Origin of the sequence: Sphingobium sp. 15-1, from assembly GCF_013375535.1 — a bacterium.
In the GTDB taxonomy this organism is placed as follows: Bacteria; Pseudomonadota; Alphaproteobacteria; order Sphingomonadales; family Sphingomonadaceae; genus Sphingobium; species Sphingobium aromaticivastans.
Genome location: NZ_JABXJG010000001.1, coordinates 3401291 through 3412305 on the forward strand (window position 1 = coordinate 3401291; position 11015 = coordinate 3412305).

Annotated in this window: 12 protein-coding genes; 6 read left to right on the forward strand and 6 right to left on the reverse strand. The window is 64.9% G+C overall.

The window, feature by feature from the left end; translation table 11 throughout:
* The first annotated feature begins 54 nt into the window (after positions 1 to 54).
* From HUK72_RS16315 to HUK72_RS16330, 4 genes are all read left to right on the forward strand, one after another.
* Positions 55 to 1257 carry a pyridoxal phosphate-dependent aminotransferase gene (locus HUK72_RS16315; protein WP_176597656.1) on the forward strand — a complete coding sequence of 401 codons (1203 nt, stop codon included), beginning with the start codon at positions 55 to 57 and terminating at the stop codon, positions 1255 to 1257.
* A gap of 319 nt (positions 1258 to 1576) precedes the next feature.
* Positions 1577 to 1744 carry a hypothetical protein gene (locus HUK72_RS16320; RefSeq protein WP_176597657.1) on the forward strand — a complete coding sequence of 56 codons (168 nt, stop codon included), beginning with the start codon at positions 1577 to 1579 and terminating at the stop codon, positions 1742 to 1744.
* On the forward strand, positions 1731 to 2402 hold the full coding sequence (gene msrA / locus HUK72_RS16325; RefSeq protein ID WP_176597658.1) for a peptide-methionine (S)-S-oxide reductase MsrA: 672 nt from the start codon (positions 1731 to 1733) through the stop codon (positions 2400 to 2402). The genes HUK72_RS16320 and msrA overlap by 14 nt, the downstream gene beginning before the upstream one ends.
* Positions 2403 to 2414: 12 nt before the next feature.
* A complete protein-coding gene (locus HUK72_RS16330; RefSeq protein WP_176597659.1) occupies positions 2415 to 3533 on the forward strand; it encodes a zinc-binding dehydrogenase in 1119 nt (372 codons plus the stop codon).
* Positions 3534 to 3851: 318 nt separating this feature from the next.
* Here HUK72_RS16330 and HUK72_RS16335 read toward each other — a convergent pair whose 3' ends face one another.
* The 6 genes from HUK72_RS16335 to HUK72_RS16360 form a co-directional block, all read right to left on the reverse strand.
* Positions 3852 to 4217, reverse strand: coding sequence for a DsrE family protein (locus HUK72_RS16335; RefSeq protein ID WP_176597660.1), 366 nt, complete (start codon positions 4215 to 4217; stop codon positions 3852 to 3854).
* Positions 4205 to 4972, reverse strand: coding sequence for a HesA/MoeB/ThiF family protein (locus HUK72_RS16340; protein WP_176597661.1), 768 nt, complete (start codon positions 4970 to 4972; stop codon positions 4205 to 4207). The genes HUK72_RS16335 and HUK72_RS16340 overlap by 13 nt, the downstream gene beginning before the upstream one ends.
* Positions 4973 to 4974: 2 nt before the next feature.
* Complete coding sequence (dut, locus tag HUK72_RS16345) at positions 4975 to 5433, reverse strand: dUTP diphosphatase (protein ID WP_176597662.1); 459 nt, start codon at positions 5431 to 5433, stop codon at positions 4975 to 4977.
* Positions 5408 to 6652, reverse strand: a complete 1245-nt coding sequence (gene coaBC, locus HUK72_RS16350; protein WP_176597663.1) for a bifunctional phosphopantothenoylcysteine decarboxylase/phosphopantothenate--cysteine ligase CoaBC — start codon at positions 6650 to 6652, stop codon at positions 5408 to 5410. The genes dut and coaBC overlap by 26 nt, the downstream gene beginning before the upstream one ends.
* A 180-nt stretch (positions 6653 to 6832) precedes the next feature.
* A complete protein-coding gene (gene ubiB / locus HUK72_RS16355) occupies positions 6833 to 8374 on the reverse strand; it encodes a 2-polyprenylphenol 6-hydroxylase (protein WP_176597664.1) in 1542 nt (513 codons plus the stop codon).
* 127 nt (positions 8375 to 8501) lie between these two features.
* Positions 8502 to 9233, reverse strand: coding sequence for a class I SAM-dependent methyltransferase (locus HUK72_RS16360; protein WP_176597665.1), 732 nt, complete (start codon positions 9231 to 9233; stop codon positions 8502 to 8504).
* A gap of 145 nt (positions 9234 to 9378) precedes the next feature.
* On the opposite strand from HUK72_RS16360, the gene mutM reads away from it, so the two are divergent.
* The gene (gene mutM / locus HUK72_RS16365; protein WP_176597666.1) at positions 9379 to 10191 is read left to right on the forward strand and encodes a bifunctional DNA-formamidopyrimidine glycosylase/DNA-(apurinic or apyrimidinic site) lyase; all 813 of its coding nucleotides are present in this window, start codon (positions 9379 to 9381) and stop codon (positions 10189 to 10191) included.
* A gap of 120 nt (positions 10192 to 10311) precedes the next feature.
* Entirely contained in the window at positions 10312 to 10575 is a 264-nt protein-coding gene (gene rpsT / locus HUK72_RS16370) for a 30S ribosomal protein S20 (RefSeq protein ID WP_176597667.1), read from the forward strand.
* Positions 10576 to 11015: the final 440 nt, after the last annotated feature.

Genomic DNA, 11015 nt, shown 5'->3' on the forward strand with positions numbered 1-11015 from the left:
AGCCTCGCGTCCGCTTTACGCGGACCTAGGGGATTCTAGAGAAAGATTGTCACGATGAGCCAGACTTCCGCAGCCCTCGGTCGCATCCAGCCCTCCGCCACCCTGGCGATGAGCGCGCGCGTGAATGCCCTTAAAGCCGAAGGCGTGGACGTGATTGGCCTCTCCGCCGGCGAACCGGATTTCGATACGCCCGATTTCGTGAAAGAGGCGGGTATTGCCGCGATTCGCAACAATCTGACCCGCTACACCGATGTCGACGGCACCGCCGACGTCAAGGAAGCCGTCGCCTTCAAGTTCAAGCGTGACAACGGCCTGATCTACAAGCGCAGCCAGATCAGCGTGAATTCGGGCGGCAAGCACACGCTCTTCAACGCGCTGGTCGCGACCGTCGATGTGGGCGATGAGGTCATCATCCCGGCGCCCTATTGGGTCAGCTATCCCGACATCGTGAACTTCGCGGGCGGCACCCCGGTCTTCATCGAAGGCCCGGCGAGCCAGGGTTACAAGATCACCGCCGCCCAGCTCGAAGCCGCGATCACGCCCAAGACCAAGTGGGTCATGCTGAACTCGCCTTCCAACCCCTCGGGCGCGGCCTATTCGGCCGATGAGCTCAAGGCGCTTGGCGAAGTGCTGCTGCGTCACCCGCATGTGCTGGTGATGACCGACGACATGTATGAGCATGTCTGGTACGCGCCGACCCCCTTCGCCACCATCGCGCAGGTCTGTCCGGACCTCTATGACCGCACGCTAACGGTCAACGGCTGCTCCAAGGCCTTCTCCATGACCGGCTGGCGCATCGGTTTCGCGGGCGGCCCGGAATGGATCATCAAGGCGATGGGCAAGCTCCAGTCGCAGTCCACCAGCAATCCCTGCTCAATCAGCCAGGCCGCCGCTGTCGCCGCCCTGACCGGCGACCAAGACTTCCTCGAAGAGCGCAATGCCGCCTTCAAGAAGCGCCGCGACATGGTCGTCGCCATGCTGAATGACGCGCCGGGCCTCGACTGCCCGACTCCGGAAGGCGCCTTCTACGTCTATCCCGACGCCAGCGGCGTGATCGGCAAGACCACGCCCAAGGGTGAGGTCATCACCAGCGACGAAGCGCTGATCGGCTATTTCCTCGACGAAGCGAAGGTCGCCGCCGTCCATGGCGCCGCCTTTGGCCTCTCCCCCGCCTTCCGCATCAGCTACGCCACGTCGGAAGAGGTGCTGAAAAAGGCCTGCACCCGCATTCAGGAAGCCTGCGCCGCGCTGAAATAATGCGCCATTCTCCCTCTCCCGATGGGAGAGGGAAGGGACCCGCCCGGCGAGCCGGGTGGGAAGAGTGAGGGTGATTCCGCTTCACTGAACCCGTCATTTCCTCCATTTCGGAAACGGAAAATTTCCCCCGCGCCGTCTTGCAGATGGAGAGTGAGGGTCTATATCCCGTTGCGAACCGAAACTGGCTTGCCCGTCACCCATCGCCTCCCATCGGGCGTTGGTCGAAACTGCCCTGGCGCAGCGTTCATCCGGGTCTAGGCCGCGCGACATTCATCGCCGCCCGCTTGTGGCGGCCAAGACGACCGAAAGGAAGAACGCCATGGTGGCCTTCTTGAAATCCGACCTGTTTCTGCGCTTCCTTGGCGGGTTCGTGATCGGGGCGATCGGCGTTTTCGTGCTTCAGCCCAACAGCGACGCGCCGCCACTGACCAGCCCGGCCATGGCGGCCTCGACCCCGGCTCCGGCCGCGGACGATGCGGCGCTCTGACGGCATAGCCCTCGCTTTCCTGGCGGCTTTGGCCGTCGCATCCCCGCTGCGCGCTGAACGCGTGGTCCTCGCTCCCGCTCCGGCCGTCGACGCCGCCCCCAGCCGCAAGCTGGAAACCGCCATTTTCGCAGGCGGCTGCTATTGGGGCGTGGAAGGCGTCTTTTCCCACGTCAAGGGCGTCCATCTCGCCGTCTCCGGCTTTGCGGGCGGCCCGCGTGGCCGCAAGGTCGATTATGAGCAGGTGAGCGAAGGCGATACCGGCTTTGCCGAGTCCGTCCGCATCACCTATGATCCCAAGACGGTCAGCTACGGCACGCTGCTGCGCATCTTCTTCTCGGTGATCGCGGACCCGACGACGCTCAACTATCAGGGCCCCGATCACGGCACCCAATATCGCAGCGCGCTTTTCCCGCTGACGCCGGAGCAGGACAAGGCCGCCACGGCCTATCTCGCCCAACTTGGTCAATCCGGCCTTTGGCGCGATCCCATCGCCACCCGCATCGAACGCTTCACCGGCTTTCAGGACGCGGACGGCGCTCATCAGGATTTCCTCACCAAAAACCCGCGCCACCCCTATATCCAGCGCTGGGACATGCCCAAGCTGACGGCCCTCAAAACGCTGTTCCCCGCGCTTTACAGCGACCGTCCCTCAGCCTGAAACGGAGCCTTCATGAGCGATACCAAAGGTCTCAAACTGCTCTCGACCCTGGGTGAAGACGGCCGCCTGACCGTCGAACTGGCCGAAGAAACCCTTCCCGCGCCTCAGGGCGACGAGGTGCTGGTCCGGCTGGAAGCCGCGCCGATCAACCCTTCCGATCTCGGTCTGCTCTTCGCCTCCGCCGACGTCGAAAATGCCCATTATGCGAAGGGCCGCATCGTGGCGCAAATGCCCGACGCCGCCCGTCGCGCCCTTGCGGCGCGGGTTGGCCAGCCCATGGCCATCGGCAATGAGGGCGCCGGCACCGTGATCGCTGCGGGGGAAGCGCCCGAAGCCCAGGCCCTGCTCGGCAAGCGGGTCGCGCTGATTGGCGGCGGCATGTTCGCGGAATACCGCCTGCTGGGCGCCAGCGGCTGCATGGCCCTGCCCGACGATGTGACGGCGGAGCAGGGCGCTTCGGCCTTCGTCAACCCGTTGACCGCGCTTGGCTTCGTCGAGACCATGAAACGGGGCGGGCACAGGGCGATCGTCCACACCGCCGCCGCCTCCAATCTCGGCCAGATGCTGGTGCGCGTCGCCCAGGAGGACGGCATTCCGCTGGTGAACATCGTCCGCAACGAAGCGCAGGTGGCGGTCCTGAAGGATCTGGGCGCCGAGCATGTCCTCGACAGTTCGAGGGACGATTTCCCGGCGCAGCTTCTTGCCGCCATCGCCGCCACCGGGGCCACCATCGCCTTCGACGCGATCGGCGGCGGTTCCATGGTCAGCCAGATCCTCCACGCCATGGAACAGGTGGCGAGCGAAGGCGCGCCCTATAGCCGCTATGGCTCTAACAGCCCCAAACAGGCCTATATCTACGGCGCGCTGGACCTGTCCCCGACCATCCTGACGCGCAGCTTCGGCTTTAGCTGGAATATCGGCGGCTGGTTGCTCTTCCCCTTCCTGCAAAATATCGACGCCGAAACGCTCGAACGCCTGCGCCAGCGGGTGCGCGATGGCCTTACCACCACTTTCGCCAGCCAGTACAAGGCGCGCATCTCGCTGCGGGAAGCGCTGAGCCGGGACGCGGTCCTGGCCTATAATGCCCGCCGTACTGGGGAGAAATATCTGATCGTCCCGAACGGGGGGTAGGGGTGGTCAGCGGACAGTCAGCTTTCCTTGAAGTATACCGTGCTCCTGCGTAGGCAGGAGCCCAGTTCCGCCTTCCGTGTATCATTGCATCGTCTGAACTGGGTTCCTGCCTTCGCAGGAACACGGCGCGCCTAATGTCCGCAAATGGCCAATAGGGGACATAAGCTGGCCTATCCCTCATTCGTCATGCTGAACTTGTTTCAGCATCCATTTCTCCCCCCATCCTGCCGTCCGTGGGGCACGATGGATGCTGAAACAAGTTCAGCATGACGGCTATGGTGAGGGTAGCTTCCCACCCAATTGGACGACTGGATAGCTTCAAGCAAAAAGCAGGCGAGTCTCATCCCCCATCTGCTGCAGGAATCCGACCGGCCCGCCGATTTCCACCCCGGCGGGCAAGCTCTCCACCGTCATCCCGCACAAGGCCAGCCCGCTTTGACAGGCGAGGATGACGACTCCCAAGCCCAACGCTTCCTCCACCAGCATCTCCAGCGAAGGCAGCCCTGCCGCCCGATGGGCCGCATCCCGGGGCGCCTGGATCGGCGTCCGCAACAATCCGACGGCATCCAATTGAAGAAAGACCGTCGCCGCCCCACCCAGCGCCGCCTGCGCCGCCGCGATCGTCATCGCCCCGCGCAGCCGCTCAGCCTCCGCCGTCGCGACGACGATTCTCAGTTCGCGCATAGTTCCACGGCGCAGCCCGGACAGGCCGCGTCCTTAGGCACCGCCACCGTCCGGAAGCGCATCGACAGCAGATCGGCCAGCAGCAACCGCCCCGCCATATCCTCGCCAAAGGGCACCAGCGCCCGGATCACCTCCAGCGCCGCCAGACTGCCCATCACGCCCGTCAGCGCCCCGATCACGCCCGTCTCGGAGCAGTTCCGCTCCGGCGCGTCCTCCGGCGATCCGACCAGGCAGCGATAGCAGGGCTTGTCCGCCTCCCAGCCGCGATAGGTGGCAAGCTGCCCCTCAAAGGGGCCGACCGCCGCCGACACCAGGGGAATGCGCAGCTTCCGCGCACTGTCCGCCACCGCCAGCCGAGTCGCGAAACTGTCGCAGCCGTCCAGCACCACATCCGCCTCGCGCAGCATCAGCGCGGCATTGTCCGCATCGATCCGCGCATTGATCGGGATCAGCTTCACATCGGGATTGAGCCGCGCTACCGCCGCCATCGCGCGCTCGGCCTTGGGCGCGCCGATGTCCTCCGTGCCGAACAGCACCTGCCGCTGCAGATTGGAGAGCGCCACCGCATCGTCGTCGATCACCCGGATCGTGCCGACGCCCGCCGCCGCCAGATAGAGGATCGCCGGACTGCCGATCCCGCCCGCGCCGATCACCGCCACATCCGCCGACAGCAGCCGGGCCTGCCCCGCGCCGCCGATCTCCTTCAGCACGATATGGCGGGCATAACGCTCAAGCTGTTCGTCGGAGAGCGTCATGGCTATTTCACCCCTGTCGACCCGAAACCGCCCGCGCCGCGAACCGTCTCATCCAGCTCCGCGACTTCCGCGAACGTCGCGATCTGCACCGGCGCGGCCACCAACTGAGCGATCCGGTCACCCCGCGCGATCACGAAGGGTTCGGCGCCGAGGTTGATCAGGATGACTTTCAACTCCCCCCGATAGTCAGCATCAATCGTCCCCGGCGTATTGGGCAGGCTGATCCCATGCTTGAGCGCCAGGCCGGAGCGAGGCCGCACCTGCACCTCATAACCCTCCGGGATCGCCATGGCGAAGCCCGTCGACACCGCATGCCGCCCGCCGGGCACCAATATGACATCCTCCGCCGACACCACGTCCATTCCCGCCGCATGCGCCGTCGCATAGGCCGGCGCCGGCAGGCCCTCGCCATGGGGCAGGCGCTTCAGGCGAATTTCAATCGGCGGAAGAGGAGAGGGCATCAGCGACCTTTTCTATCAAACGAGTGGCGACCGCGTCCTTGGGCAGATTTTCCCAGCTTTCGACGCCGTCCTTGGAAATGATATGCACGCTGTTGGAATCGCCGCCCATCACGTCACCGGAGACGTCATTGGCGACGATCCAGTCGGCGCCCTTGCGCGCCAACTTGGCTTGCGCATGCTCAGCGACTTTCTGCGTTTCGGCGGCAAAGCCCACCAGCAGGGCGGGGCGCTGCGCATGCTGCCCAAGCGTGGCGAGAATATCCGGATTCTCGACCAGAGCCAAAGGCGCGGGCTTGCCCGACCCATCTTTTTTGAGTTTCTGATCCGCCGCGTCGGCCGTGCGCCAGTCGGCCACCGCCGCCACCATGATCGCGGCATCGACGGGCAGGGCGGCCTCAACCGCCGCCAGCATTTCCCGCGCGGTCTCCACGTCGACGCGGTCCACGCCCGCGGGCGTCGGCCGATGCACCGGCCCGGCCACCAAAGTGACCCGCGCCCCGGCCCGCGCCGCCGCCGCCGCAATGGCGAAGCCCTGCTTCCCCGAGGAGCGGTTGGCGATGTAGCGCACCGGATCGATCGGCTCATGCGTCGGTCCCGCGGTCACCAGCACATGCCGCCCGGCAAGCGGCGCATCCGCTCCCTCGAAATCCGGCTGCCCGGCCAGCGGATCGGCGGGCAAGGGCAGCGCCAGCAAGCGCGCCGCTTCCGCCGCGATGGCCTCCGGCTCGGGCAAGCGCCCCTTGCCAAACTCCCCGCACGCCATCTCGCCGCTGTCCGGCTCCATGATCCGCACGCCGTCGGCGCGCAACTGCGCGATATTCCGCCGGGTTGCCGCATGATGCCACATCCGCACATTCATCGCCGGCACGGCGAGAACCGGCTTGTCGGTCGCCAGCAACAGCGTCGTCGCGAGATTATCGGCAATGCCGTTCGCCATCTTGGCCAGGATATTCGCCGTCGCAGGCGCCACCACCACCAGATCGGCCTGTCGCGAAAGCTGGATATGCCCGATCTCGCGCTCTTCCTTGAGGTCGAACATGTCGCCATAGACATGGTCCTCTGTCAGCACGCCCAGCGACAGCGGCGTCACGAATTTTTCCGCGCTTTCCGTCAGCACAGCCCGCACGGCGATGCCCCGCTTGCGCAGCAGCCGCACCAGCTCCAGCGACTTGTACGCCGCGATGCCGCCCGAAACGATGAGAAGGATGCGCTTGGTCATGACAGGCCTATCATTTGGGCAAGCGGTGCGCGGTTGTCCAGCAGGAGAGCGAACATTCCCACATCCGTCACCCCGGGCTTGACCCGGGGTCCCGCTGTCTTGGGCTGGGTGCGGACGGAAAAGGAAAAGCGGGACCCCGGGTCAAGCCCGGGATGACGGATATATAAAATCAGCCAGCCCCTACAAAAACGTCGTCACCGCCGCCATAGCGCCAGCCCCGACAACCCCCGCCAATAGCGCCACCACCACATAGCGCCATCCGGCCCCGACCCGGATTAACCGCACTTCGGCCAGCGGCGGCGGCGGTGGCGCGCCGCCCTTCTCCGGAAAAGCCTCCTCGATCCGCTTCACCAGCCCTGGCAACCGCTGCAATATCCGGACATTCTCGATCAGCGCGTCGGCCGCTTTCGCCTCCGGCCCCAATTCCGATCGCAGCCATTCCTTCACATAAGGCCCGCTCGTTTCCCACAGGTTGATGTCGGGATCGAGCGAGGTCGCCACGCCCTCCACCATCACCATGGTCTTTTGCAGCAGCAGCAGATGCGGCTGGGTCTGCATGTCGAAGTCGCGGGTGATCGCGAACAGCCCGTCCAGCATTCCGCCCACGGACAATTCGCGCACCGGCTTGCCCCGCATCGGCTCGCCCACGGCCCTTAGCGCCGTCGCGAATTCCTCGACATTATGATGGCCCGGCACATATTGCGCCTCGAAGTGGATTTCCGCCACCCGCTTGTAATTGCCGGTGATGAGGCCGTAGAGAATCTCCGCCAGCCACATCCGCGCCCGCCGGTCGATCCGCCCCATGATGCCGAAATCGATAGCGACGATATCGCCATTGGCGGTGACGAACAGATTGCCCTGATGCATGTCGGCATGGAAAAAGCCCTCGGCAATCGCTTGCCGCAGAAAGGCGTTTACCAGCCGCGCCGCGATCTCCTTCACGTCATGGCCGGCGGCGATCAGCGCGTCCCGGTCGGAGATCTTGACCCCGTCGACCCACTCCATCGTCATGACCTTGCCGGTCGTGCGGTCCCAGTCGATGGCGGGCACGCGGTATCCCGGCATCGCCTCCATCGCTTCGCTGAGTTCGGAGGCCGAGGCCGCCTCGCGCCGCAGGTCCAGTTCCCGCGCCGTCCAGCGCTTCAGGTTCGCGATGACCAGCCGGGGCCGCAGCCGCGCTAGCTCCCCGCCCAGCATCTCGACATGGGCGGCGGCCCATTCATAGGTCTGGATGTCGCGGTTGAACTGGTCGATGACGCCGGGGCGGATCACCTTCACCGCCACCTCGCGCCCATCGGTGGTCGTCGCCTGATGCACTTGCGCGATGGAGGCCGCGCCCACAGGCTCCTCGTCGAACCGGCTGTAGATCGCTTCCAGGGGGCGTCCGAAACTCTGCTCGATCTGCGCCCGGATGATCGGGAAGGGCACTGGAGGCAGCGCGTCCTGTAGGCGCAGCAGATCGTTCGCCGCGTCCTCCCCCACCAGGTCGGGGCGCGTTGCGAGAGTCTGCCCCAGCTTGATCGCGGCCGGACCGATGGACTGAAAGGCATCGGCATAGCGCGGTTGCCTGGGCACCCGCGCCCCGAACCGCGCCACCCGCACCAGCCGCCGCACCGGCGTCGGCGTCAGCGGATCGCGCTCGATCCCGCGCAAGGCGCCATGGCGCGCCAGGGTGCGGCCCCATTTCAGCAGCCGCCAGATATGCGTGACGTGGGAAGGCATCGTTACTGGCTCCCCTCCCCTTCAGCGGAGGGGCAGGGGGTGGGGGAGTGCCTCAGGCGCTGTGCAAAATGAATGGCCCCCACCCCAACCCCTCCCCCGCAGGGGAGGGGCTTGATGCGCGTGCCCATCAAATCTTCCACCCGGAATGGATCGCCACCAACCCGCCCAGGATCGGCTCCACCTTCGTCTGCGCGAACCCGGCTTCGCGGATCATCCGCTCGAACGCCGGCATGGGCGGAAAGCGCCGGATCGATTCGATCAGGTAACGATAGCTGTCCTCATCGTCCGCCAGCAGTTTGCCGAGCTTGGGCACCAGCCGATGCGAATAGACGTCATAGACATCCGAAAAGCCCGGCCAGGTCGTCGTCGAAAATTCCAGGCAGAAGAACCGCCCGCCAAATTTCAGCACCCGATGCGCTTCCCGCAGCGCCTTGTCGATATGCGTCACGTTGCGAATGCCGAACGCGATCGTATAGGCGTCGAAGGCGCGATCTCCGAAGCTCAGCTCCTCGGCATTCTGTTCCGACCAGATCAGCCCTTCCAGCCCCTTCTTCTTCGCCCGCTCGACGCCCACCGCCAGCATTTCGGGGTTGATGTCAGACACCGTGACCCGCGCCCCGTGCCGGTGCATCCGGAAGGCGATGTCCCCGGTACCGCCCGCCATGTCCAGAATGGCCTCGTCCTTGCGCGGTTTCACGCGGTTCACGAACTGGTCCTTCCACAGCCGATGCGCGCCGACCGACATGGCGTCGTTCATCAAATCATATTTGGACGCGACATTGGAGAAGACGGCGCGGACCATCCCCTGCTTTTCGGCGGCTTCGACATCGCGATAGCCAAAGGAAGCGGTTTCACTCATGGGCGCACGCTCTAGAGCATTTTCCTGAGCAGAGGAAACACCTCTGATCAGCGAAAATGTCCAAGGGCCGCGCCATTCATATTTTGCTGTCCCATAGCGCGCCCGAGGCGCTAAAGCGGCGCCAGGCGAAGCAGAAGTGGAACCGATGCCCGAACTCCCCGAAGTCGAAACTACGGTCGCCGGGCTCCGTTCGGTCCTGGAGGGCGCGGTCCTCACCCGGGTCGAGCCGCGCCGCGCCGACCTGCGTTTCCCGATTCCCGTCGATCTGCGACAGCGCCTGACCGGCGCCACCGTCACGGCGCTTTCGCGCCGCGCCAAATATGGCCTGATCGACACGGACCGGGGTGATATGCTGATCTTCCATCTCGGCATGTCCGGCCGCTGGCGAATCGACCCGGCGGAGATTGGCGCGCACGACCATCTGCTGATCGAAACGTCGGGCGGGCGCTTGCTCGCCCTCAACGATCCCCGCCGCTTCGGCTCGCTGGACCTGGTTCGCAGCGAGGCGTGGGAAAGCTACACTCCCTTCACCCGCATGGGCCCCGAACCCCTAGGCCCGGACTTCACCGCCACCGCTCTGGCGGCCAAGCTTCAGGGCAAGGCGACCTCGATCAAGGCCGCGCTGCTCGACCAGCGCGTCGTCGCGGGTCTGGGCAATATCTATGTCTGCGAAGCGCTCAACATGGCGGGCATCGCCCCTACGCGGGAAGCAGGCCGGATCAGCCGCCCGCGCCTCGCCTTGCTGGTGGAGGTGATTCGCGAGGTGCTGACGGCTGCCATCGCCGCGGGGGGCTCCACGCTGCGCGACTATGCGCGGCCCGATGGGGAACTGGGCTATTTCTCCAAACAATGGCGCGTCTATGGCCGCGAAGGGGAGCCATGCCATTGCGGCACGCCCATCCGCCGCCGGGTGGACGGGGGCAGATCGACCTTTTTCTGCCCGAAATGCCAGAAATAGCGGGGCGTTCAGCGGTTGACGCTCCCCCTGTTCCCCTGTATGGGGCGCACCTTCACGAGAGCCGGTTGGCGATTCCGACAGGCTCTTTTCATGAGATTTGACGAGAACCGAGGACAGTAAATGGCCAATACGCCGCAAGCCAAGAAGCGCATCCGCCGCAACGCCCGCCGTGCAGAGATCAACGGCGCCCGCGTCAGCCGGATCCGCACCCTGGTGAAGAAGGTCGAAACCGCTCTCGCCGCTGGCGACAAGGCGGCCGCGACCACGGCGCTTCAGTCGGTCCAGCCGGAACTCGCGCGCGGCGTCGCCCGCGGCGTGCTGCACAAGAACACCGCCGCTCGCAAGTTCGGCCGTCTGACGAAGCGCGTCAGCGCGCTGGGCTAAGCCCAGCCCTTTCCAGCTCGTCATCAGAAATGCGCCCGCCCCGCGATTCTAGCGGGGCGGGCTTTTTCATGTTTCGTTCACCAAAGGGTCATTTTGGAGGAAGCGCCCATTTCTGCCGATTCTCTCTCGATTCGAGACAGATCGCCTCCATGGACGTTACATAAAATATTGAAATTACTTGATAATTTATCGAAGTGACCTTTTCTGCGGGTTTGCCGAGTCAACGGCTTTATTTCACATTTTTGACTCGTAGTGCCCTTGATCCGGCGAAGCAGGCCTGTCTATTTTGATCCTCCGGCCGCTACTCGAATCGAATTTCCGGCGGCCATCAGAAGGTTAGTTGATGCATGAAACTCGGGAAGGCGGGGCTTTTCCGGAACGGGTTTCTGCGTCTCGCATCGCCCCTGTCCAGGGGTGCAGTTGATGGGGGTCGACTGTTT

What these genes read in the sequence shown, in the direction of transcription:
- HUK72_RS16315 (WP_176597656.1), top strand. Translation starts at nt 55, where the DNA reads ATGAGCCAGACTTCCGCAGCCCTCGGTCGCATCCAGCCCTCCGCCACC.
- HUK72_RS16320 (WP_176597657.1), top strand. Translation starts at nt 1,577, where the DNA reads ATGGTGGCCTTCTTGAAATCCGACCTGTTTCTGCGCTTCCTTGGCGGG.
- msrA (WP_176597658.1), top strand. Translation starts at nt 1,731, where the DNA reads ATGCGGCGCTCTGACGGCATAGCCCTCGCTTTCCTGGCGGCTTTGGCC.
- HUK72_RS16330 (WP_176597659.1), top strand. Translation starts at nt 2,415, where the DNA reads ATGAGCGATACCAAAGGTCTCAAACTGCTCTCGACCCTGGGTGAAGAC.
- HUK72_RS16335 (WP_176597660.1), bottom strand. Translation starts at nt 4,217, where the DNA reads ATGCGCGAACTGAGAATCGTCGTCGCGACGGCGGAGGCTGAGCGGCTG.
- HUK72_RS16340 (WP_176597661.1), bottom strand. Translation starts at nt 4,972, where the DNA reads ATGACGCTCTCCGACGAACAGCTTGAGCGTTATGCCCGCCATATCGTG.
- dut (WP_176597662.1), bottom strand. Translation starts at nt 5,433, where the DNA reads ATGCCCTCTCCTCTTCCGCCGATTGAAATTCGCCTGAAGCGCCTGCCC.
- coaBC (WP_176597663.1), bottom strand. Translation starts at nt 6,652, where the DNA reads ATGACCAAGCGCATCCTTCTCATCGTTTCGGGCGGCATCGCGGCGTAC.
- ubiB (WP_176597664.1), bottom strand. Translation starts at nt 8,374, where the DNA reads ATGCCTTCCCACGTCACGCATATCTGGCGGCTGCTGAAATGGGGCCGC.
- HUK72_RS16360 (WP_176597665.1), bottom strand. Translation starts at nt 9,233, where the DNA reads ATGAGTGAAACCGCTTCCTTTGGCTATCGCGATGTCGAAGCCGCCGAA.
- mutM (WP_176597666.1), top strand. Translation starts at nt 9,379, where the DNA reads ATGCCCGAACTCCCCGAAGTCGAAACTACGGTCGCCGGGCTCCGTTCG.
- rpsT (WP_176597667.1), top strand. Translation starts at nt 10,312, where the DNA reads ATGGCCAATACGCCGCAAGCCAAGAAGCGCATCCGCCGCAACGCCCGC.